We start from the raw sequence: 20,964 nt of genomic DNA, 5'->3' as shown, positions 1-20,964 counted from the left end.
TCGTTAACGAAGATGGGTCGGGACATGGGCGAACAAGGAAACGGCCTGATGGAAGGGGCGGACGGCGCCGTCCGCTGTGCCTGGCCGCGCGACGACGAACTCTATCTGCACTACCACGACCACGAATGGGGACATCCGGTCGCCGACGACCGGCGGCTGTTCGAGAAGATTTGCCTTGAAGGGTTCCAGTCCGGCCTCTCATGGCTCACCATCCTGCGAAAGCGCGAGAATTTTCGCGAGGCCTTCGAGAACTTCCATTTCGAGCGCTTGGCGCTGTTCGCGGATCGCGATGTCGAGCGGCTGCTGACCAACACCGGCATCGTGCGCCATCGCGGCAAGATCGTCTCGGTAATCAACAACGCCAGGCGCGCCCGCGATCTGGCGGACGAGGAAGGTTCGCTGGCCGCATGGTTCTGGAAGTTCGAGCCGCCTGCGCACGAGCGGCCGAAGGTGCTCGATCTCGAAACGCTGAGAGCCATGCCGAAGACAGAGGCGTCGACGCGCATTTCGAAGGAACTGAAGAAGCGCGGCTGGACCTTCGTTGGGCCGACGACCGTCTATGCCTTCATGCAGGCGATGGGTCTGGTCAACGATCATATCGAGGGCTGCGTCTGCCGGCCGCTCGTCGAACTCGAGCGACAGCAGTTCAAGCGGCCGGGCCGGTCATAAGCCGCACAGCGGGTAGCCCTTGTTGAAGGGCGTGCATGCCGCGCCGCGACCGCCGCAGCCGAGCAGGCCGGCGGAAATCGCGATCGTTACCAGCGCGACGAGGATCGCGGTCTTCATGACGCGCTCTTCCGGTAGCGGCCCCTATGTCCGGAACCGGCGATGTCCCAGACGAGATCGCGCCCCTGGACCTCCAGCACGAGACCCTTGAAGCCGCGATTGTCGGGCGTGTGCATGCGCGAGGCCGCGCTGCGCCCTTCCGGCACCAGCGACAGGGTCGCGCCGCCGACGGTCCAGCAGCCTAGGCCCGACTGGTCGTTGGCGCCGTACGCGAGCATGAACGCAAAGGTGCCGTCGGGCCTGAGCAGGATCTCCGATCCGACCTCGCGCACGCCTTCCAGATAATAGTGACCGACATACACCGGGTTGCCCGGCGCGCAGCCGCCCGGTGGGGTCGCCGTCCGGGTGCAACCCGCCAGGGCGGCCAGGAGCACGAGGATGCCGGCACCCGCGTATCGCATCGCCTTAAGACTTGACGCCGGACGGTCGAGACCGGTCGCGTTCATCCCGCGTTGGCTCCGCCCGCCAGCAAGATGGCCGCGAGCACGATGGTGACCGAGCCGACCAGCGGGTAGAGCGCGAGCGCCAGTGTGAATGCGGCGCGGCGTAGTTCGCTCGGCGCGCCGGCCTGCGTGGCGGTCGCCACGCGTGTGCCGAGCGGACTGAGGCCGAAAGCCACCGCCGCCCTGGTTTCCGTTTCGAACGGGTTCTGATCGAGCCGTTCCATGTCTTTCGCCTCCGATGAAGAAGACGCCCCGACGGGGCATATCGATGCTTCGGGTATCGGCTTCGTGTCGGAGCGGCAGCGAAAAGTTTCACAGAAGAAACGAAAGAAAATGAAGGAAAGCGAAAATGAGCGCTGCTCCATCGCGGGCGGCGCGGTGATCGCCGTGCAGCCGCGAGCGTCCAGAGGCATCCGCGGCCGGACCGACCCTTGCCGCTCCGCGACGCATCGGTTACACGCGCGCAGGACTTCCTGCGATGGCCCGAGCGGCCCGCGAACCGGCGGAAAACAGCGAGAAATGACCGGAAAGAACGACAGGACGAAAGCGCGGCTGCCGCGCGGCTTCGTCGACCGTCAGGCGGCCGACATCCGTGCCGTGGACGAGATGTGCGCGAAAATCCGCGCCGTCTACGAGCTTTACGGCTTCGAACCCGTCGAGCAGCCGATGATCGAATACACCGATGCGCTGGGAAAATTTCTTCCCGACCAGGACCGGCCGAACGAGGGGGTGTTCTCCTTCCAGGACGACGACGAGCAGTGGCTGTCGATGCGCTATGATTTGACCGCTCCGCTTGCCCGCTACGTGGCGGAAAATTTCGAGAAGCTGCCGAAACCCTTCCGCAGCTACCGCCAGGGCTGGGTCTTTCGCAACGAGAAGCCGGGGCCGGGGCGGTTCAGGCAGTTCATGCAGTTCGACGCGGACACGGTCGGCACGCCGGGCGTGGCAGCGGATGCCGAGATGGCCATGATGATGGCCGACGTGATGGAGGCGCTCGGCATCGCGCGCGGGGACTATGTGATCCGGGTGAACAACCGGAAGGTTCTGGACGGGGTGCTGGAGGCGATCGGGCTCGGCGGCGAGGAGAATGCCGGGCGGCGGCTGACGGTGCTGAGGGCCATCGACAAGCTGGACAAGTTTGGCCCGGAGGGGGTGAAGCTGCTGCTTGGGCCAGGACGCTGGGATGGCGGCAAGGAAGGCGAGGGGGATTTTACGAAGGGCGCTGAGCTCAGCGAGCCGGCCATCGCGCAGATACTTGCGACCTTTGGCGGCAAGTTCCTTGACGACGACGCACGGCGGCAACTTGCAACGATTCACGCATTCCCTCCCAAAGACGACGCTCCCGACCTAGCTGAGAAACTGGCGAGAATACGAGCAAGTTTTCAGCCCTCTGAGAGCATGAAGACCCTTTACAATTCGCCGTTGTTGATGAATTCGACATTCGCTAGTGGTGTCGAAGAGTTGAGCCGCATCGAGTTTCTCTGCCGAAAATCAGCTTATGGCGTAGATCGCATAGTAGTGGATCCCTCGGTCGTTCGCGGCCTCGAATACTACACCGGCCCCGTCTACGAAGCCGAACTCCTCGCTGAGATTCCCAACGAGGACGGCCAGATCGTGCGCTTCGGATCGGTCGGCGGCGGCGGGCGGTATGACGGGCTGGTGTCGCGGTTCCGCGGCGAGCCGGTGCCGGCCACCGGCTTTTCCATCGGCGTGTCGCGACTGACCACCGCGCTGAAGAACCTCGGCAAGCTTCAGACGGCGGAGATTCCCGGCCCGGTAGTCGTGCTGGTGATGGACCGCGATACGACAAGCCTCGGTCGCTACCAGAAGATGGTCGGCGACCTTCGCGCCGCCGGCATCAGGGCGGAAATGTATCTCGGCGGCTCGGGCATGAAACCGCAGATGAAGTATGCCGACCGGCGCGGTGCGCCGTGCGTCGTCATCCAGGGCGGCGACGAACTCGCCAAGGGCGTCGTGCAGGTCAAGGACCTCGTGGAGGGCGCGCGGCTGGCCGAACAGATCACCGACAATGCCAAATGGCGCGAAGGCCGACCCGCGCAGGTCGAGGTGCCGGAGGCGGACCTGGTGGCGACCGTGCAGGGGATCATCGCGGCGCAGAAGGCGGAGCGGGGACGGTGATACCCGCGACGATCGGCGCGGCGGGAGTACCCCCCCTCCGTCTCGGGCTTCGCCCGATCCACCTCCCCCCCGCTCCGCGGGGTGGCGGATGGCCGGCCGCTTGCTTGGCGCCTATCCTCCCCCTCACGGAGTGGGGGGGGTCCGAAGGACGGGCGAGACCCTTGGCTCGCCCGGCCTCGGGCGCAGCCCGAGACGGAGGCGGGGAAACCCCTGCGCCGTTCGGCGGAGCCCGAGACGGAGGGGGGGAACCATCGGCCCAGCCGGGCGCCCTTCGCCTGCCATGACCCGCTTCCCCGCCATTGCCCCCGACATCACCGCGCTCTTTGCTGCGCGCGAAGCGGATCTGGTGGACGTGCCGGTGATCCAGCCGGCGGACCCGTTCCTCGACATGGCGGGCGAAGACCTGCGGCGGCGGATCTTCCTCACCGAGAGCGAGACTGGCGCGGCGCTCTGCCTGCGGCCGGAATTCACCATTCCCGTCTGCCTCGACCACATCGCCAGCCAGGCCGGTACGCCGCGCCGATATGCCTATCTCGGCGAGGTGTTCCGCCAGCGGCGCGAGGGCGGCAACGAATTCTTCCAGGCCGGCATCGAGGATCTGGGCGAGACGGACGCGGCGATGGCCGACGCGCGCTCGGTGGCCGACGCGCACGCACTCCTGTCGCTGGCGCTGCCGGGGCGCGCCCTTGCCGTGACGCTCGGCGACCAGTCCGTCTTCGAGGCCGTACTGGCGGCCCTCGGGTTGCCGCGCGGCTGGCGCATGCGGCTGGCGCGCGCCTTCGGCTCGGCCGACATGCTCGCCTCCGCGCTTTCCGACCTCGCGGACCCGCCGAAGAATGCCCCGCTGCCCGCGCGCGTGGCCGAACTCGTGGCCGACGGCGAGCCGGCGGCGCTCGCCGCGCACATCGCCGAAGGCATGGAGGAGGCCGGGCTGTCACCCGCGCTGGGCCGCACTCCCGACGAGATCGCGCGGCGGCTGATCGAAAAGGCGGAACTCAGGAGCGTGCGGCTGTCGTCGGAGGCGTTCGAGGCGCTGCGAAGCTTCCTCGCCATCCGCGCGCCGCTCGATACGGCCGCCGATGCGCTGGAAGGCTTCGCCGCCGGCGCCGGCATTTCGCTCGGCGCTGCGCTGGATCGGTTTTCGGCGCGGGCTGAAGCCGTGCGCAGCCACGGCCTGGCATCTGCCGACATCACCTACGACGCCGCCTTCGGCCGCCCGCTCGACTACTACACCGGGCTCGTTTTCGAGATCTTCGCCTACGGCACGCCCCGTCCGCTCGTCGGTGGCGGCCGCTACGACCGGCTCCTGACGCTGCTCGGCGCAAAGACACCGATCCCCGGCGTCGGATTCTCGGTCTGGCTCGACCGCATCGAGGCACTGCGGGGGGAGGGGTGATGCGCTTCCTTTTAGTCGCCCCCGCGCGGGAGCCGCGCCAATGAGCATCACCATCGCACTCCCCTCCAAGGGCCGGCTGCGCGAGCAGGCGCTGGAGGTTTTTGCGTGTGCCGGGCTGGCGGTGGTGGAGCCGTCGGACCAGCGGCGCTACCGAGCGCACATCGACGGGCGCGACGACATCGAGGTGGCGTTCCTGTCGGCCTCCGAGATCGCCAGCGAACTCGGGCAGGGCAACGTCGATCTCGGCGTGACGGGCGAAGATCTGGTGCGCGAGAGCCTTGCCGAGTGGGAGGCGCGGGTCTCGATCGAGGCGCGGCTCGGTTTCGGGCAGGCGGATGTCGTCGTGGCTGTGCCCGACATCTGGCTCGACGTGACGACCATGGCGGACCTCGACGACGTCGCGGCGGAGTTCCGCCAGCGCCACGGGCGACGGCTGAGGATCGCCACGAAGTACTGGCGGCTGACCCAACAATTCTTTTCGCAGATGCACGGCATCCAGGTCTACCGGATCGTGGAAAGCCTCGGGGCCACCGAAGGCGCGCCGGCCGCCGGTTCGGCCGACGTCATCGTCGACATCACCACGACCGGCTCGACGCTGCGTGCCAATCATCTAAGAGTGCTGGAGGATGGCGTCATCCTGAAATCCCAGGCCTGCCTGGTGGCGTCGCGGCGGGAGAGGGCGGAGGCCGACCGCGCCACGCTCGACGATGTCCGGGGGAGACTCAGCCGAGCCTGAGCGGGTGCCCGCTGCGGTGCTCCGGCACGGGGTCGCGGCCGGGCCGCCGTCCGTCGATCGACCAGGCACCCGGACCGGCGATCGCCAACGCCACGAATCCACCGGCCATGGCGAGGTCCTTGGCGAAGGCCTGATCGTGCATGAGCATCAGCATCGGATCGGCGCCGCCCTGTCCGTAGTGTCCGAGATAGCCCGCCACCGCACTGAAGAGCGCGAGCAGGATGGAGGCGATGGCCGTCCGGAAGCCGACAAGCACTGCAAGCCCGGCGACGAGTTCGAAACCCGCCGAGCCCCAGGCGACCAGCATCGGCAGCGGCATGCCGAGCGAGGCGAAATAGCCGGCGGTGCCATCCACATTCGACAGCTTCGAGATGGCTGCCATGACGAAGAGGCTGCCGAGCAGAAGACGCGCGAGAAGCAGGCCGAGGTCGCGTAGCATGGCGGAGTCCATCCTGATCCGCCCATGATGCGCCACGAGCGGTGCGAAGTCACGCGTATCGGGGAGAGGAACGCGCCGGCGCCGGACACGAAACGGCCCGGCGCAGGGCCGGGCCGCTCCGATCAGTGATTTTCGAAACCGTCAGGCGGTGGCGAGGGTGCCGCCGCGACGGGCGTCGACCGAGATCGAGCCGGGACCGGCGACCCAGAGCGTCAGGAAGCCGCCGGCGATGGTCAGGTTCTTCATGAAGGATATCATCTGCATCTGGTCGGACGGCTGGAAGTGGAACACGAAGCCGGCGAAGACGCAGAAGGCGGCGAGCAGCAGGGCCGCGATCTTGGTCTGGAAGCCGACCAGGATGGCGATGCCGGCGATCGTCTCGAACAGGGCGGCGGCCCATGCGAGCAGAACGGGGGCGGGCAGGCCGACCGAGCCGATATAGCCGGCGGTGCCTTCGATGCCGCCGAACTTGGAGAGGCCCGACATGATGAACATGAAGGACAGGAGGATGCGTGCCACGAGGAGGATGGCGCTGTTGGACATGGGGAAACGTCTCCGGTTGCAGGTGTCCGAAAGATAACCACTCCACCGGAAACCGAAAGCGGCGTAATCGCCTACTCAACGTTCAGTATTTGTGAACAGTGGCGCTCGCCTCGTCTCCAGCATCGTGTACGGAGCCGACGTGTCCTCGCGGCGATTAGCCCGGGCGAGTCATGTCCTCCGGACGTACGAGCCGGTCATAGTCCTTCTCCGTGACCAGCCCGGTTGCCAGCGCCTCCTCGCGCAGCGTCGTGTTGTTCTTGTGCGCCGTCTTGGCGATCTTGGCGGCGGCGTCGTAGCCGATCTTGGGCGCCAGCGCGGTGACCAGCATCAGCGAGCGCTCGAGCGCGGCCTTGATGTTCTCTTCGCGCGCCTCGATACCGACCACGCAATTGTCGGTGAAGGAGCGCGCGGCGTCGGACATCAGCTGGACCGACTGAAGGAAGTTGTAGGCCATCAGCGGGTTGTAGACGTTCAGTTCGAAATGGCCCTGGCTGCCGGCGAAGGTCAGCGCCGCGTTGTTGCCGAAGACCTGCACGCAGACCTGCGTCAGTGCCTCGCTTTGCGTTGGGTTCACCTTGCCCGGCATGATCGACGAGCCCGGCTCGTTTTCCGGCAGCGCCAGTTCGCCCAGCCCCGAACGAGGGCCCGAACCGAGGAAGCGGATGTCGTTGGCGATCTTGAACAGGGCGGCCGCCGCCGAATTGATGGCGCCGTGGGCGAAGACCATGGAATCGTGCGCGGCCAGCGCCTCGAACTTGTTCGGAGCGGTGACGAAGGCGATCCCGGTGATGTCGGCGATGCGCTCGGCGACCTTCTCGGCGAAGCCGACGGGCGCGTTGAGGCCGGTTCCTACCGCGGTGCCGCCCTGGGCCAGTTCGCACAGACCCGGCAGCGTCTGCTCGATGCGCTTGATCGAGGAGGCGACCTGGGCGGCGTATCCTGAGAATTCCTGGCCGAGCGTCAGTGGGGTCGCGTCCTGAGTGTGCGTGCGGCCGATCTTGACGATGTGATCGAATTCCTTCGCCTTGGCGTCGAGGGCGCCGTGCAGGTGCTTCAAGGCGGGCAGCAGGTCGTGCACGATGCGCTCGGCACAGGCGACATGCATGGCCGTCGGATAGGTGTCGTTCGACGACTGGCTCATGTTGACGTGGTCGTTGGGATGGACCGGCTTCTTCGAGCCCATCTCGCCGCCGAGCATCTCGATGGCGCGGTTGGAGATGACCTCGTTGGCGTTCATGTTGGACTGGGTGCCCGATCCGGTCTGCCACACGACCAGAGGAAAATGGTCGTTCAGCCGTCCGTCGATCACCTCCTGGGCCGCGGCGACCACCGCCTTGCCGAGATGCGGGTCGAGCCGGCCAAGCTCCATGTTGGCCTCCGCCGCGGCGCGCTTGACGATGCCCAGCGCCCGCACGATCGACAGCGGTTGCTTCTCCCAGCCGATACGGAAATTACCGAGCGAGCGCTGCGCTTGCGCGCCCCAGTAGCGGTCGCCGGGCACATCGATGGCGCCGAAGGTGTCGGTCTCGTTGCGGGTCGTGACGCGGGCGTCGGACAAGGCGGCCTCCTGGGTTCAGAGGCTTCCGCCTAACGTGCCGCTTCCGGCGCTTCAAGCGGAGAATGAAGCGGGCCTGCTGTCAAATCGATTCAGGTGGTGTGCGGAAGTGGTTGAGGTTGAACGATCTTCACCGAGCATCGCGCGGCTGGTCAACCAATCGGCAGAGTAGCGGCGGCGCGCACCTGTTGACCCGCACCCGCCGAAGCTCTACCGCGTGTATGGCCATGTTCGAACTGATCGTCGCCGCCTGCCTCATCCTCCTGAACGGCGTCTTCGCGCTGTCGGAGCTTTCGGTCGTCTCCTCGCGCAAGCCGCGGCTGACGCTGATGGCCGAGCAGGGGAAGGCCGGCGCGCGGGCCGCCCTGAGGCTCGCGGAGGAACCCGGCCGGTTCCTGTCGGCCGTGCAGATCGGCATCACGCTGATCGGCATCCTCGCCGGCGCCTTCTCGGGTGCCGCGCTCGGGGGAAAGTTCGCCGTGATGCTGGAAGGCTGGGGCATGGCGGACAACGTCGCCGACGTCGTCAGCTACATCGTCGTGATCGGAGCGATCACCTTCTTTTCGGTCGTCATCGGTGAACTGGTGCCGAAACATCTCGCGCTAAAGAACGCCGAGGGCTTTGCCTGCATGGTCGCGCCGGCGATGACGCTGTTCTCGCGCGTTGCGACGCCGGTCGTGTGGCTGCTCGATGCCACGACCAAGGCTATCCTGGCGGTCACCGGGATGGCGGCGGAGGGCGACAATGCGGTCACCGATGAAGAGATCCGGACGCTCATCGCCGAGGCTGAAGGTGCCGGCGTGATCGAAAGGGCCGAGCAGACGATGATCTCCGGCGTGATGCGCCTCGGCGACCGGACCGCCCGCGCCCTAATGACGCCGCGTACGGAGATCGAGATGATCGACGCGTCGCTTTCTCCCGAAGACTTGAAGGCGGCGCTGCTGGCGACCACCCACACGCGCATCCCGGTCCACGAAGGAGAGGTCGATGCCGTGTTGGGTATCGCCCGTGTCCGCGACGCGGTGGCAGGCCTTCTGGCGGATCCGGAAGCCGGGATCGCCGGGCACGTGCGTGCCGCGCCCGTGGTACCGGATACGATGACCGCGCTCTCGGTGTTGGAGACGCTGCAGAAGGCCGACGTGCCGGTGGTGCTGGTCCACGACGAGTTCGGCCATTTCGAAGGGCTTATTACCCCCGCCGACATCCTCGACGCGATCGCCGGTGCGTTCCGCTCCGACGAGGAGGACGCCGAACCCGAGGCGCGCCAGCGCGCTGACGGCTCCTGGCTGATCTCGGGCGCCATGCCCGCCGACGAGATGGCGGAACTGCTCTATCTCGAACTGCCGGAACGGCGCGGATACGACACGGTCGCCGGTTTCCTGCTCGACGCCTTCAAGCGCCTGCCGCAGACGGGCGAGACGGTCGAGGTCGGAAACTGGCGCTTCGAGGTGGTCGATCTCGACGGACGCCGCATCGACAAGGTCCTGGCGGAGCGGAAGGGTTAAGCCGTTCCCGTCCTGATTTAGGGGCGCTTGTTTCCGCGGCGGCATGCGGTTACTGTTTTTTCGAGGGATGGAAAAATATGGAGGAGATTGCCCGCCGGTTGGAGGACCATGCGGGAGGGAAGGACACAAGTTGAAAGCCCGACTGACGGCGAACGTCGACTAGGGCAACTCTGGGAGGAGAAAACCGTGAAGACAACGACACTGCTTGCCGCGCTCGCGGCATCCGCTGCCGCCTATACGATGGCGCTTCAACCGGCGCTCGCCGAAACCGCGCTCAAATGGGCGCATGTCTACGAAGCCAGCGAACCCTATCACACCTGCGCCGTGGCCGCGTCCGACAAGCTGAAGGCCGCGACGGAAGATCGGTATTCGATTGAGGTCTTCCCGGCCTCCTCGCTCGGCAAGGAAGTCGACATCAACGAAGGTCTCGGCCTCGGTACGGTCGACATCATCTACACGGGGCAGCTTTTCGCGGGCCGGGCCTACGGACCGATCGCCATCGGCGGCGCGCCGTTCATGTTCCGCGACTTCGACCACTGGGACAAGTACCGCAACTCGGACCTCTTCAAGGACCTGGCGCAGGGCTACACCGACGCCACCGGCAACCACATCACGTCGGTCACCTATTACGGCGAACGCCACGTCACCTCCAACAAGCCGATCGACAAGCCCGAGGACATGGCCGGCCTGAAGATCCGCGTGCCGAATGCGCCGCTCTACATGATGTTCCCGAAGGCCACCGGCGCCAACCCGACGCCGATCGCGTTTGCGGAGGTGTACCTGGCGCTCCAGCAGGGCACGGTCGACGCGCAGGAAAATCCGCTGCCGACCATCCAGGCCAAGAAGTTCTACGAAGTACAGAAGCACATCAACCTGACCGGCCACATCACCGACGCACTGTTGACGATCGTCGGCGGACCGGCGTGGAACGCCATGGACGCCGCCGACCAGGCCGCGCTCGAACAGGTGCTGGACGAGACCGCCGACTGTGCCACGCAACAGATCATCCAGTCCGAGAAGGACCTGGTGCAGTGGTTCAAGGACGAGGGCGTCGACGTCCGGGACGTCGACCGCACACCGTTCCGTGAAGAGACTATGAAGCTCCACAACGGCGAGGACGCGACCTGGGACCAGGCCACCTACGACAAGCTGCAGGCGATCGAGTAGGGCGGACATCCGGGTTTGCTGGCGGCGCGAGTTCGCACCGCCGGCATTTCCGGGAGAAAAATGATGCGGCAGGATTCCGACGACGCTGGAACTATGTCCGACAATCCGGGCGACGAATCGCTTGCGGATGTGAGCAAGGTCGACGGCATCGTGCTCGTCGTCTTCTGGGCGCTGGCATTCGTCGTTTTCCTGCAGTTCTTCACCCGCTACGTGCTCAACAACTCCTTCGGCTGGACGGAGGAGATAGCGCGCTTCCTCCTGATCGGCGTCACCTTCATCGGTGCGGCCATGGCCGTCCGCAAGGAGAGCCACATCGCCGTCGAACTCGTCTACCGGTACCTGCCGAGGCGCCTGCGCTATGCGCTCCAACTGTTCGTCGATGTCATTGCGATCCTGTTCTATGCGGTGACGGGATGGCTGTGCGGTCGCATGGCGCTCAATACGCAGCAGATGATGGTGTCGATCGACGTGCCGAAATCGGTCGTCTACTGGATCGTGGCCGCATGCTTTGCAGCCATGACGTTGTACGGCGTGATCGTCCTGGTCCGCCACCTGAAAACGGGCACGAGCCGGCTGGTCGATCCCGAGCGGTTTTCGGCCATGGGCCCAACCCTGTGAACGGCTGCCACCGATGCTCCTGACGCTCCTGTTCGTCCTGCTGTTCGTGCTGCTCGCGCTCGGGGTGCCCGTCGCCATCGCACTTGCCGGCGCATCCGCCGTCTTCATCTTCCTCGACGGGCGCATCCCCGACGTGGTGGTGATCCACCGGATGGTCAACGGCGTTGATTCGTTCCCGCTTCTCGCCGTGCCGTTCTTCATCCTGGCCGGCAACCTCATGAACACCGCCGGCATCACCGAACGCATCTTCGATTTCGCCAAGGCGCTCGTCGGCTGGATGCGCGGCGGACTGGGGCACGTGAACATCGGCGCCTCGGTCATCTTTGCCGGCATGTCGGGCGCGGCAGTGGCCGATGCCGGGGGGCTCGGCGCGATCGAGATCAAGGCGATGCGAGACGCCAAGTACGATGCAGGTTTCTCCGTCGGCATTACCGCGGCCTCCTCGACGATCGGGCCGATCATCCCGCCCTCGTTGCCGATGGTCATCTACGGCGTCGTGGCCGGCGCCTCGATCGGCCAACTCTTCGCCGCCGGGTTCATTCCCGGCATACTGATGGCGCTGGCGCTGATGGCGATGGTGGCGATCTATGCCCGCCGGCGCGGCTATCCCCGCGACCAGGCGTTCAGCATGTCGGTACTCGGCTCCTCGTTCCTGCGCGCCTTCCTGTCGCTGATGACGCCGGTCATCATCGTCGGCGGCATTCTGTCGGGCGCCTTCACGCCCACGGAAGCTGCGATCGCCGCCTGCGTCTGGGCGCTGTTCCTAGGGCTCGTCGTCTACCGGACGCTGACGCTACAGCGGTTCCTGCGCGTCTCCTTCGACACGATCGAGACCACTTCCGTGGTCCTCTTCATCGTGGCGGCCGCCTCCATCTTCGCGTGGATACTGGCCTCCAACCGGGTGCCGGAACATTTCGCCAGCATCATCCTGGGCATATCCGAAAACCCGATCATCGTGCTCCTGCTGATCAACCTGATCCTGCTTCTGGTCGGCTGCTTCATGGAGACGGTCGCGGCGATCACCATCCTCGTCCCGGTGCTGTTGCCGATCGCGCTGAAGATGGGCGTCGATCCCGTTCATTTCGGGGTGATCGTGGTGCTGAACCTGATGATCGGGCTTCTGACACCGCCGGTCGGCCTTGTTCTCTACGTCCTGTCACGGGTCTCGAAGGTGCCGTTCGAGCGCTGCGTGGTGGCGACACTGCCGTTCCTCGTTCCTCTGTTCCTGGTGCTGTTCCTCGTGACGTTCATTCCCGCCATCACGATGTGGCTGCCGACGCTGCTCTATCGGTGAGCCGTTAAGCCGGCGGCGACGAAGATGTGGATTCCTTCGCCGCCGTTCCGGGATTGGGGACCCGTCAGATCCAGCCGAGTTGCTGTACCGTCTGCCAGCCCGCAAGAAGAACGATGAGCGCGCCAACGAGGCGCAGGAGCACCGTCTCGGCGAGCGTCTTGACGAACAGCCCGGCCAGCGGCGCGGCGAAGAGGCCTCCGACGATCAGACCGCCGATGGCAGGCAGATGATCCATCATGCCGCCGGCCGCGTCCCAGTGGCCGGTCACCAGCGCAAGAAGGAAGCTGACGGAGACGGCAAGCGTGATCAGGAATTCGCTGGCATTGACGGTGCCGATCACGTAGCGCGGCGCCGCGCCGGCACCAAGGAGACCGGTGGTTACGATCGGCCCCCAGCCGCCGCCTCCCGCGGCGTCCAGAAAGCCGCCTGCTGCCCCGAGCGGCGCTACGATCGGCGCCGGCACCGGCCGCGACGGAATTTTTCGGAACGAGCGAAAGAGCAGCCATGCTCCGACCAGGGCGAGATAGCCTGTGACGAATGGCTTGACGATCGAGCCGTCGAAGGATGTCAGGACATAGGCACCCACGCAGCCGCCGAGGATGCCAAACGGTGCCAGCCGCCAGAATAGCTTCCAGTCGATGTTGCGGTGGTAGAAATGAGCGGTCCCGGAGGCGGCGGTCGTGAAGAGTTCCGCGGCATGAACGGCCGCCGATGCATGCGCGGGGGCGACGCCGAACGCAAGCAGCGTCGTGGAGGAGATGACGCCGTATGCCATCCCGAGTGCGCCGTCGACCGCCTGAGCGAGGAAGCCGACAAGGGCGAAGAGAAGGAAGTCCTGCATGTGCACGTTCCTTGTTGCGAGGTCAGGGGAGAGATGAAGGACCGGTTAATCCGCGTCCCGATCGTGTGAGGTCAGGGTGTTGGACGTCACTCGTCGGTGTGGCGCCTGGTTCAGCGTTGACAGGTGGGCTGGCGGTGTTCCTGGAGATCGGCCGTCTTCCCGTATTGTCAGAAGACGCACTGGGCAGTCGCTGGCCGAAGCCGCATACAAGGAAAACAGGATCCACTCCGCTCACCGATGCGCCATTAATGTCTATTAAGACTATAATATTAGTCGTGATTAGGCGCGCGACGATCTGTCAAAAAGCGCTCCCAAACGGGAAAGAAAAACTATTTCCCGTGGTCGAGGGACGACGTCCCGGCAATTTCGATGCTGATCGCGCCGGCTAGCGTGGTCGCATCAAGGACGGCCCGGGTTGCTTCCGCAACGCGGCTGAAGACCATGCGGATCTCGCATTCTGACTCGTCCACGCAGTCTTCGCAACGCCGATAGGCCGTCCGGCTGAGACACGGCAACGGCGCGATTGGCCCTTCGATGGTGCGCAGTATCTCTCCGAAGGTGATGCTGTCCGGCTGCTTCAGAAGCAGGTAGCCGCCCGCCTTGCCGCGTCTGCTCGCCACAAGCCCTTGGCGCTTCAGGTCGAGCAGGATCTGTTCGAGGAACTTCTTCGGGATGCGCTCGGCGGCCGCGACCTCTGCGATCGACATCATGGCGCCACGCTCCTGCGCTCGCGTCAGTGCGATCATGGCCCTGAGGGCGTATTTGGCTTTCCGCGAGATCATGCCGTCCTGCGCTTTCCCGACCGCATGGTACCGGATGGCATCGATTCGCCGAAAGGGAAAGGGTGGCACTTGGAAAGCTGGCGGGACGATCTAGGTGACGGAACTTCCGCGGTGCAGTTCTTTGCCGCTAGCTCTGGATGTTGAATCAAAAGGGCGGCATTGCTGCCGCCCTCCTGGTCGTTTCGCGTCCCGTTTGTCGGACAGTGGCGCGTGTGCGTGCGGTTCAGCTTCCCGCCTTCTTCACGGTGTCCTTGGCATCGCCATAGGTCTTCTGGGTCTTGCCGGCGACTTTCTCGCCCTTGCCTTCGGCCTCGGTATCCTTCGATCCCGTTGCCTTGCCAGCAGCTTCCTTTGCGGCGCCCTTGGCTTCGTGTGCGGCGCCCTTAACCTGGTCCTTGTTCATCGTGGTATCTCCTGATGTTCACAAGCACAGGAAAACGCCGGGGTGAGGCGGAGGGTTGCCATCGCCCCAAAAGAAAAGGGCGGCCCTCGCGAGCCGCCCTCGATGCAGAGGCAGGATGCTGTCCCCGGGTCGAGCCCGGGGAGGGGCTTAGAAGTCCATGCCGCCCATGCCGCCCATGCCGCCGCCGGGCATGCCGCCGGGCATTCCACCGGCGCTCTCCTTCTTCGGAGACTCGGCAATCATGGCTTCGGTGGTGACGAGCAGGCCGGCGACCGAGGCCGCGTCCTGGAGGGCGGTGCGAACCACCTTGACCGGATCCACGATGCCCATGGCGATCATGTCGCCATACTCGCCGGTCTGGGCGTTGTAGCCGTAGGTCGCGCCGGAGTTCTCAAGGATCTTGCCGGCGACGATCGAAGCCTCGGCGCCCGCGTTCGACGCGATCTGGCGAGCCGGAGCCTGGAGAGCACGGCGCACGATGGCGATACCGGCCTTCTGGTCGGCGTTGCCGCCTTCACCCTTGATGGCCAGCGAAGCACGCAGGAGCGCCACGCCGCCGCCGGGCACGATGCCTTCTTCCACGGCCGCGCGGGTCGCGTTGAGGGCGTCGTCGACGCGGTCCTTCTTCTCCTTGACCTCGACCTCGGTGGAGCCGCCGACGCGGATCACCGCGACGCCGCCAGCGAGCTTGGCGAGACGCTCCTGGAGCTTCTCACGGTCGTAGTCCGAGGTGGTCTCCTCGATCTGCTGCTTGATCTGGGCGACGCGGCCCTGGATCTCTTCCTTCTTGCCGGCGCCGTCGACGATGGTGGTGTTCTCCTTGGAGATCGAGACCTTCTTGGCGCGGCCGAGCATGTCGAGGCCGACGTTCTCGAGCTTGATGCCGAGATCTTCCGAAATCACCTGGCCGCCGGTGAGGATTGCGATGTCCTCGAGCATGGCCTTGCGGCGGTCACCGAAGCCCGGAGCCTTGACGGCGGCGATCTTGAGGCCACCGCGCAGCTTGTTGACGACGAGCGTGGCCAGAGCCTCGCCTTCGACGTCCTCGGAGATGATCAGGAGCGGCTTGGAGGTCTGAACGACCGCCTCCAGAACCGGCAGCATCGCCTGGAGGTTGGAGAGCTTCTTTTCGTGCAGGAGGATGTAGGCGTCCTCCAGCTCGGCGACCATCTTGTCCGGGTTGGTCACGAAGTAGGGCGACAGGTAGCCGCGGTCGAACTGCATGCCTTCGACAACCTCGAGCTCGGTCTCGGCGGTCTTGGCTTCCTCGACGGTGATGACACCCTCGTTGCCGACCTTCTGCATGGCCTCGGCGATCATCTCGCCGATCTCGGTCTCGCCATTGGCCGAAATGGTGCCGACCTGGGCGACTTCCGAGGAGGTGTTGATCTTCTTGGCGCTCTGGACGAGGCTTGCAACCGCTTCGGAAACAGCGAGGTCGATGCCGCGCTTCAGGTCCATCGGGTTCATGCCGGCGGCAACGGCCTTGTGGCCTTCCTGAACGATCGCCTGGGCCAGAACGGTCGCGGTCGTGGTGCCGTCACCGGCGATGTCGTTGGTCTTGGAGGCCACTTCGCGCACCATCTGGGCGCCCATGTTCTCGAACTTGTCCTCGAGCTCGATTTCCTTGGCGACGGTGACGCCGTCCTTGGTGATGCGCGGAGCGCCGAAGCTCTTGTCGAGAACCACGTTGCGGCCCTTGGGGCCGAGGGTCACCTTCACCGCGTCGGCGAGGATGTTGACGCCGCGCAGCATGCGCTCGCGGGCATCACGGGAGAATTTTACGTCTTTGGCAGCCATGTTTTAGCTCCTGGATACTGGACCCGAAGGTCCGAAAGTTCAGTGATGATTCTGGCGGAAACCGAACTCAGGCGATCACGCCCATGATGTCGGATTCCTTCATGATCAGAAGGTCTTCGCCGTTCAGCTTCACCTCGGTGCCGGACCACTTGCCGAACAGCACGCGATCGCCAGCCTTCACGTCGAGGGGAACGAGCTTGCCGGCTTCGTCGCGGGCACCCGAGCCGACGGCGACGATCTCACCTTCCTGCGGCTTCTCCTTGGCGGTGTCGGGAATGATGATCCCGCCCTTGGTCTTCTCTTCGGATTCGACGCGCTTGACGACCACGCGGTCGTGAAGCGGGCGGAAATTGGTTTGTGCCATAATGAATTTCCTCGATGCGGATGTTGAAGAGGTTTCCTCCGTCCGGCGGTTCCCGGCCGGTGTTAGCACTCGCAAAGAAGAGTGCTAACTTGCGGCGTGACATATTCGCGGGGTGGGTAGATGTCAAGCGCGGCGTGTGGTCGGTGTGCTCGCCAGGGGCTCAAATTTTCGCCGCGCGGCAGCCGCTTCGCCGCGCAGATGGCGACGAAAGGGCGGGCGGTCAACCCACGATGCGCAGATTCGAGAGCTCGTCGGCGATTTCTCTGAATTTGTCGGCGAGATTGGCGCCGGTGGCGTTCCAGAAAAGTTTTGCGGGCTTCGCCGGATCGGCGGGATCCCTGCGGAAACGGGAATCCGACGAGCAGGCGCGGAGGCCGTCGATCTGGGCCTGCTCGCTCGAATTCGTCTCGTTGAGATCGAGTGCCACGGTCATGACCAGGACGCCGGCCGACTTCGCATTTCCGCAGAGCGTCTGCAGCTGTTCGTTCATCGCCTTGGTGTAATTCGTGTTCGAGTAGTCGAAGTCTCCGATCGCGCTGCTCGTGCCCATGAACAAGCGGGTCTTCGAACCTCCGTCATAGGCCTGGCCGGTATAGCCGTAGGAGGAGTAGATCGACTTGTTGCCGGCCGTATCCGAATAGCCGAGCGAACCCGGCGTATAATAGGTGTTTGCGCCGTCGGTCAGCAGGATCACGATCTTGTCGTTGCCCTTCTCGATTTCCGGCCGGCCTTCCGTGAAGGGTTCTCCACCAGATACGGTGCGCCAGCCCCATGCGAGGCCCTCCGGAACGTTCGTGCCGCCGTTGGGAGCCATGGCGTCGATGGCGGACTTGATCGTGCTCAGTCCCTCGCCGGTCGACACGTCGGTCAACGGCGTGACCGGATTGGTCGTGCAGGAATAGTTCGGGCCGGTTCCCTGCGGCGAGGTCGTGCCGTACGGGCGCACTTCGAAATATTTCGGCATGTTCTTCTGGCGCGCCGAGGCCGAACTCGTCTCGGTGCCGTCGTTCCACCAGTTGTTGGGCGCGGAGTAGTTGTCGGGGCTGGAATCGGCGTCGGTCGCCCAGCGGTCGCCGGCTTCGTCGGGCGCGAACATCGGCACGAAGAGCGTGGCCGGATCGCCCGTCCAGACCCCTGTCGCACCGGAAGAGATGGCGGGTGGCGTGTCGTCCACATTGTAGGGATAGGGACGCGCTTCGACGCATCCCTGCCAGCTTGCGTAGGGCCCGAGCGTTTCCTCGTAGTATCCGGTGTCGCGCCAGTAGCCTTCGCGGCAGGTACCGTTCGAGCGATAGCGCGTGCAGATGTATTCCCTGCCGGTGACGACCCACTCCCGCGTGTCGACCTTCTTCATGTCCTTGTAGAGCGAAAATCGCGACAGGATCTCGTTCTCCTCCTCGCCCCAGTCGCTGCCCTTCTTGAACCAGACGCCGCCGATCTTTTCCGCGCGTCGGTTGCCCGAACTCATCGTCGACCAGGCGAAATTCTCGTGGTGGAGGGGAGAAACGCCCTCGCCGTCCATCCATGCGGCGCCGGCATTGCCGGGTCCGACATTCACCGACGCGGCGAAGGGGACGAGCGAGAACTGGACGGGCTTGTCGACCTGCTTGATCTGCGCGGCCTGGAGGACCAGCGTGTCCACCAGTTGCTTCGCAGCGGTCTTTAGGAGGTCGATGCGCTTCTGGCCGGAGCCCGATCCTAGGTCCGACATCGATCCCGAATTGTCGAGTGCAAGCGCCACTTCAAGCGTGTTCTTCAGCCTCAGCTCGTTGCCGGCGCTGAAAGCGACCGGCTCGTTGTCGGGTGTCCCCGTCAGGAGATATCGAAACGACGGCAGGAAATAGGGCCTGTACTCGAGCGTGGCGGAAAGCTTGAGCGTGCCGCCGCCGCTGGTGTTTGTGGGAAGCTGGACCGAAAGTGTCGTGTCGGCTGCGTTCACCGGCCCGAGATTGGCCTCGAAGAAGTCTTTCGCGTAGGTGCGGACCTCGGTCTCCGTCGCGCCTTCAACGATCCGCCGGGCCGTCGCGATACCGGCCGCGTCCAGCGCATTCAGCATGGCCTGCTTCTGGCGGAGCATGTCTGAATAGTCGACCGCCAGCGAGACGCCGCCGAGGATGGGCAGCATGGCGAGCGCGAAGCCGATCGAATAGTTTCCGCCGCGGTCGGCGGCGAGGCGGCGGGGCATGCCCGCCGCCCGGCGAAAGCAGCGAACCGCTGCTTGCGCGATCCGTCCGCACGCGCGCCGCTGCATGTCAGCCCACGATGCGCAGGTTCGAAAGTTCGTCGGCGATGGACTTGAAGGTGCTCTCGAGCTCGCCGCCGGTGGTGTTCCAGAACAGCTTTTCGGCGTTTCCGTTCGCATCCTTGCGGAAGCGCGAGTCGGACGAGCAGGCCTTCAACGCATCGATCTGGCCCTTCTCGTCGCTCTTGGAGGTCGAAAGGTCGAGCGACACCGTCATCACGATCAGGCCAGCGGACTTGGCCTTCTCGCACATCTGGTTCATCTGCTCCGTCATGGCCGTGGTGTAGTTGCCGTTAGAATAATCGGACTTGCTGGCCGACGTGCCCATGAACATGCGCGTGTAGGATTCGCCGGGCTGGTTCTTGCCCGTGTATCCGTAGGCCGAGTAGGTCGACTTGTTGCCGGCCGCATCGGAATAACCGAGCGAAGAGGGGGTGTAGTAGGTGTTGGCGCCGTCGGTCAGCACGATCAGCACCTTGTCGTTGCCCTTCTCGGATTCTGCCCTGCCTTCGGTGAACGGGGCGCCGTGCGACACGGTCTTCCAGCCCCAGGCGATGCCTTCCGGGACGTTGGTTGCGCCGAGCGGAGCCATCGCGTCGATGGCGTTCTCGATCGTCGTCTTGCCGGCAGACGTGGTCACGTCGGTGAGCGGCGTGATCGGCTTGGTCGTGCAGGACGAATTCGGTCCCTGGCCGCTGCCCGAAGCCGACGTGCCCTGACCGGCAGGTTCGAAATATTTGGGCATGTATTTCTGGCGGCCGCTGTTGCTGCTGGTCGTGGTCAAGTCGTTCCAGTAGCTGTTCGAGGCATAACCGCCCGAGTACTGATCGGTTTCGTCGGGCGCGAACATCGGCACGTAGAGTGTTGAGGGATTGTTCGAGGCAGGCGCGGTGTCGTCGAGGTTGTACGGATAAGGACGCACCTCGACGCAGCCCTGCCAGCTTGCGTAGCCGCTGTAGGTCGGCACGTTCTCGTACTTGTCTTTCCAACCGTATTCCCTGCAGCCGCCCCACCAGTAGTAGCTTACACAGGTCCACTCGCTGCCGGTCTTGACGGTCTGGGTGCCGGTGATCCGCTTGAGATCGTTGAAAATCGTGAAGCGGGTGACCTTCTGGCCTTCCTCGGAGCCCCAGCCGGAGCCGTTCTTGTAGTAAACACCGCCGGTCAGCTGCACCTTCTTGTTGGATGGCATGGTCGACCAGTCGAAGTTCTCGTGGTGGATCGGCGATCGGCCGTCGGTATCCATCCAGGATGCGTCTGCGAATTGCGGGCCGACATTCACCGAGGCGGCGAAGGGAACCAGCGAGAACTGCACCGGCTTGTCGACCTGCTTGATCTGCGCGGCCTGGCCGGCGAGCGTGGTCACCAGCTGCTTGGAGGCATCCTTCAGGAGATCGATACGCTTCTTGCCCGAGCCGGAGCCCTTGTAGTCCATGGAGCCGGAGTTATCGAGTACGAGCGCCACCTCGAGCGTGTTCTTCAGGCGGATCTTGGTCTCGGCTTCGAACTTGAGGGTTTCCTCGGTCGCGCCGAGCAGATCGGCAAACGCGCTCAGGAAGTAGGGCTTGTAGTTCTGAGATGCCTTCAGCGTGAGCACGCCGCCGCCGGTCTCCGACGTCGGGAGGATCAGGTCGAACTTCACCCCGCTCGTGTCGAGGCCGTTCATGTTCGCGGCAAAGAAGTCCTTGGCATAAGCCAGCGTGGCGGTTTCCGTATTGCCCTGCACATAGTGGCGCGCCGCGGCGATACCGGCGGCGTCGAGCGCGTTCAGCGTCAATGCGCGCTGGCGGCTGATTTCGGTGTAGTCGACGGCCAGCGCCAGTCCGCCGAGGATCGGCACGATCGCGATCGCCGTGGCGATGGCGTAATCGCCGCGGGTATCCTTCCAGAATTTGCGAAACATTCGGCTGC

21 protein-coding genes are annotated in these 20,964 nt (G+C 64.9%); 8 read left to right on the top strand and 13 right to left on the bottom strand.

Annotated elements, in window-relative coordinates; all coding sequences use genetic code 11:
• Window positions 1–24: 24 nt before the first annotated feature.
• Window positions 25–669: a DNA-3-methyladenine glycosylase I gene (locus BSQ44_RS19175; RefSeq protein WP_072606726.1), complete on the top strand. Its 645-nt coding sequence runs from the start codon at window positions 25–27 to the stop codon at window positions 667–669.
• Here BSQ44_RS19175 and BSQ44_RS27770 read toward each other — a convergent pair.
• The 3 genes from BSQ44_RS27770 to BSQ44_RS26980 are packed head-to-tail and all read right to left on the bottom strand — an operon-like array spanning window position 664 to window position 1,453.
• A complete protein-coding gene (locus BSQ44_RS27770) occupies window positions 664–786 on the bottom strand; it encodes a hypothetical protein (protein ID WP_256381703.1) in 123 nt (40 codons plus the stop codon). The two genes, BSQ44_RS19175 and BSQ44_RS27770, sit on opposite strands and share 6 nt — an antisense overlap.
• Complete coding sequence (locus BSQ44_RS19170) at window positions 783–1,232, bottom strand: hypothetical protein (RefSeq protein ID WP_114580000.1); 450 nt, start codon at window positions 1,230–1,232, stop codon at window positions 783–785. Before BSQ44_RS19170 ends, BSQ44_RS27770 begins: the two co-directional genes overlap by 4 nt.
• Window positions 1,229–1,453 (bottom strand): hypothetical protein, encoded by a 225-nt coding sequence (locus BSQ44_RS26980; RefSeq protein ID WP_157894636.1) that lies wholly within the window; start codon window positions 1,451–1,453, stop codon window positions 1,229–1,231. The genes BSQ44_RS19170 and BSQ44_RS26980 overlap by 4 nt, the downstream gene beginning before the upstream one ends.
• Before the next feature lie 295 nt (window positions 1,454–1,748).
• On the opposite strand from BSQ44_RS26980, the gene hisS reads away from it, so the two are divergent.
• From hisS to hisG, 3 genes are all read left to right on the top strand, one after another.
• Window positions 1,749–3,368, top strand: coding sequence for a histidine--tRNA ligase (gene hisS / locus BSQ44_RS19160; RefSeq protein WP_072606724.1), 1,620 nt, complete (start codon window positions 1,749–1,751; stop codon window positions 3,366–3,368).
• Between the two features lie 280 nt (window positions 3,369–3,648).
• The gene (locus BSQ44_RS19155; RefSeq protein ID WP_072606723.1) at window positions 3,649–4,764 is read left to right on the top strand and encodes an ATP phosphoribosyltransferase regulatory subunit; all 1,116 of its coding nucleotides are present in this window, start codon (window positions 3,649–3,651) and stop codon (window positions 4,762–4,764) included.
• A gap of 40 nt (window positions 4,765–4,804) precedes the next feature.
• Entirely contained in the window at window positions 4,805–5,500 is a 696-nt protein-coding gene (hisG, locus tag BSQ44_RS19150; protein ID WP_072606722.1) for an ATP phosphoribosyltransferase, read from the top strand.
• On the opposite strand, the gene BSQ44_RS19145 is transcribed toward hisG, so the two are convergent.
• The 3 genes from BSQ44_RS19145 to fumC form a co-directional block, all read right to left on the bottom strand.
• A complete protein-coding gene (locus tag BSQ44_RS19145) occupies window positions 5,487–5,951 on the bottom strand; it encodes a DoxX family protein (RefSeq protein WP_335622600.1) in 465 nt (154 codons plus the stop codon). The two genes, hisG and BSQ44_RS19145, sit on opposite strands and share 14 nt — an antisense overlap.
• Window positions 5,952–6,080: 129 nt before the next feature.
• Window positions 6,081–6,482 carry a DoxX family protein gene (locus tag BSQ44_RS19140; protein ID WP_072606721.1) on the bottom strand — a complete coding sequence of 134 codons (402 nt, stop codon included), beginning with the start codon at window positions 6,480–6,482 and terminating at the stop codon, window positions 6,081–6,083.
• Window positions 6,483–6,636: 154 nt separating this feature from the next.
• Entirely contained in the window at window positions 6,637–8,040 is a 1,404-nt protein-coding gene (fumC, locus tag BSQ44_RS19135) for a class II fumarate hydratase (protein WP_072606720.1), read from the bottom strand.
• Between the two features lie 224 nt (window positions 8,041–8,264).
• On the opposite strand from fumC, the gene BSQ44_RS19130 reads away from it, so the two are divergent.
• The 4 genes from BSQ44_RS19130 (at window position 8,265) to BSQ44_RS19115 (ending at window position 12,621) form a co-directional block, all read left to right on the top strand.
• Window positions 8,265–9,542 carry a hemolysin family protein gene (locus tag BSQ44_RS19130; protein WP_072608159.1) on the top strand — a complete coding sequence of 426 codons (1,278 nt, stop codon included), beginning with the start codon at window positions 8,265–8,267 and terminating at the stop codon, window positions 9,540–9,542.
• A gap of 240 nt (window positions 9,543–9,782) precedes the next feature.
• A complete protein-coding gene (locus tag BSQ44_RS19125) occupies window positions 9,783–10,709 on the top strand; it encodes a sialic acid TRAP transporter substrate-binding protein SiaP (protein ID WP_210187960.1) in 927 nt (308 codons plus the stop codon).
• Window positions 10,710–10,769: 60 nt separating this feature from the next.
• Entirely contained in the window at window positions 10,770–11,327 is a 558-nt protein-coding gene (locus BSQ44_RS19120; RefSeq protein ID WP_072606718.1) for a TRAP transporter small permease, read from the top strand.
• 19 nt (window positions 11,328–11,346) lie between these two features.
• Window positions 11,347–12,621 carry a TRAP transporter large permease gene (locus tag BSQ44_RS19115; RefSeq protein ID WP_378215021.1) on the top strand — a complete coding sequence of 425 codons (1,275 nt, stop codon included), beginning with the start codon at window positions 11,347–11,349 and terminating at the stop codon, window positions 12,619–12,621.
• Between the two features lie 64 nt (window positions 12,622–12,685).
• Here the strand turns inward: BSQ44_RS19115 and BSQ44_RS19110 are convergent, their stop codons facing one another.
• The 7 genes from BSQ44_RS19110 to BSQ44_RS19080 form a co-directional block, all read right to left on the bottom strand.
• Entirely contained in the window at window positions 12,686–13,462 is a 777-nt protein-coding gene (locus BSQ44_RS19110; RefSeq protein WP_072606716.1) for a sulfite exporter TauE/SafE family protein, read from the bottom strand.
• Between the two features lie 329 nt (window positions 13,463–13,791).
• Window positions 13,792–14,244, bottom strand: a complete 453-nt coding sequence (locus BSQ44_RS19105) for an RrF2 family transcriptional regulator (RefSeq protein WP_072606715.1) — start codon at window positions 14,242–14,244, stop codon at window positions 13,792–13,794.
• A 223-nt stretch (window positions 14,245–14,467) separates the two neighbouring features.
• Complete coding sequence (locus BSQ44_RS19100; RefSeq protein WP_072606714.1) at window positions 14,468–14,647, bottom strand: CsbD family protein; 180 nt, start codon at window positions 14,645–14,647, stop codon at window positions 14,468–14,470.
• Window positions 14,648–14,794: 147 nt separating this feature from the next.
• A complete protein-coding gene (gene groL, locus BSQ44_RS19095) occupies window positions 14,795–16,447 on the bottom strand; it encodes a chaperonin GroEL (protein WP_072606713.1) in 1,653 nt (550 codons plus the stop codon).
• A 67-nt stretch (window positions 16,448–16,514) separates the two neighbouring features.
• On the bottom strand, window positions 16,515–16,811 hold the full coding sequence (gene groES, locus BSQ44_RS19090) for a co-chaperone GroES (RefSeq protein ID WP_072606712.1): 297 nt from the start codon (window positions 16,809–16,811) through the stop codon (window positions 16,515–16,517).
• A 220-nt stretch (window positions 16,812–17,031) separates the two neighbouring features.
• Window positions 17,032–18,996, bottom strand: a complete 1,965-nt coding sequence (locus tag BSQ44_RS19085) for a pilus assembly protein (RefSeq protein ID WP_072606711.1) — start codon at window positions 18,994–18,996, stop codon at window positions 17,032–17,034.
• A 67-nt stretch (window positions 18,997–19,063) separates the two neighbouring features.
• Window positions 19,064–20,956: a hypothetical protein gene (locus BSQ44_RS19080; RefSeq protein WP_072606710.1), complete on the bottom strand. Its 1,893-nt coding sequence runs from the start codon at window positions 20,954–20,956 to the stop codon at window positions 19,064–19,066.
• Between the last annotated feature and the right edge of the window lie 8 nt (window positions 20,957–20,964).

This window comes from Aquibium oceanicum (assembly GCF_001889605.1).
In the GTDB taxonomy this organism is placed as follows: Bacteria; Pseudomonadota; Alphaproteobacteria; order Rhizobiales; family Rhizobiaceae; genus Aquibium; species Aquibium oceanicum.
Note: the sequence above shows the minus strand (reverse complement) of the source record. Positions and strands in the feature narration are given on the sequence as shown.

Excerpts from the sequence above, each read along its gene's own strand:
- BSQ44_RS19175 (WP_072606726.1), top strand. The coding sequence starts at position 25 with ATGGGCGAACAAGGAAACGGCCTGATGGAAGGGGCGGACGGCGCCGTC.
- BSQ44_RS27770 (WP_256381703.1), bottom strand. The coding sequence starts at position 786 with ATGAAGACCGCGATCCTCGTCGCGCTGGTAACGATCGCGATTTCCGCC.
- BSQ44_RS19170 (WP_114580000.1), bottom strand. The coding sequence starts at position 1,232 with ATGAACGCGACCGGTCTCGACCGTCCGGCGTCAAGTCTTAAGGCGATG.
- BSQ44_RS26980 (WP_157894636.1), bottom strand. The coding sequence starts at position 1,453 with ATGGAACGGCTCGATCAGAACCCGTTCGAAACGGAAACCAGGGCGGCG.
- hisS (WP_072606724.1), top strand. The coding sequence starts at position 1,749 with ATGACCGGAAAGAACGACAGGACGAAAGCGCGGCTGCCGCGCGGCTTC.
- BSQ44_RS19155 (WP_072606723.1), top strand. The coding sequence starts at position 3,649 with ATGACCCGCTTCCCCGCCATTGCCCCCGACATCACCGCGCTCTTTGCT.
- hisG (WP_072606722.1), top strand. The coding sequence starts at position 4,805 with ATGAGCATCACCATCGCACTCCCCTCCAAGGGCCGGCTGCGCGAGCAG.
- BSQ44_RS19145 (WP_335622600.1), bottom strand. The coding sequence starts at position 5,951 with ATGGACTCCGCCATGCTACGCGACCTCGGCCTGCTTCTCGCGCGTCTT.
- BSQ44_RS19140 (WP_072606721.1), bottom strand. The coding sequence starts at position 6,482 with ATGTCCAACAGCGCCATCCTCCTCGTGGCACGCATCCTCCTGTCCTTC.
- BSQ44_RS19130 (WP_072608159.1), top strand. The coding sequence starts at position 8,265 with ATGTTCGAACTGATCGTCGCCGCCTGCCTCATCCTCCTGAACGGCGTC.
- BSQ44_RS19125 (WP_210187960.1), top strand. The coding sequence starts at position 9,783 with ATGGCGCTTCAACCGGCGCTCGCCGAAACCGCGCTCAAATGGGCGCAT.
- BSQ44_RS19120 (WP_072606718.1), top strand. The coding sequence starts at position 10,770 with ATGATGCGGCAGGATTCCGACGACGCTGGAACTATGTCCGACAATCCG.
- BSQ44_RS19110 (WP_072606716.1), bottom strand. The coding sequence starts at position 13,462 with ATGCAGGACTTCCTTCTCTTCGCCCTTGTCGGCTTCCTCGCTCAGGCG.
- BSQ44_RS19105 (WP_072606715.1), bottom strand. The coding sequence starts at position 14,244 with ATGATCTCGCGGAAAGCCAAATACGCCCTCAGGGCCATGATCGCACTG.
- BSQ44_RS19100 (WP_072606714.1), bottom strand. The coding sequence starts at position 14,647 with ATGAACAAGGACCAGGTTAAGGGCGCCGCACACGAAGCCAAGGGCGCC.
- groL (WP_072606713.1), bottom strand. The coding sequence starts at position 16,447 with ATGGCTGCCAAAGACGTAAAATTCTCCCGTGATGCCCGCGAGCGCATG.
- groES (WP_072606712.1), bottom strand. The coding sequence starts at position 16,811 with ATGGCACAAACCAATTTCCGCCCGCTTCACGACCGCGTGGTCGTCAAG.
- BSQ44_RS19085 (WP_072606711.1), bottom strand. The coding sequence starts at position 18,996 with ATGCCCCGCCGCCTCGCCGCCGACCGCGGCGGAAACTATTCGATCGGC.
- BSQ44_RS19080 (WP_072606710.1), bottom strand. The coding sequence starts at position 20,956 with ATGTTTCGCAAATTCTGGAAGGATACCCGCGGCGATTACGCCATCGCC.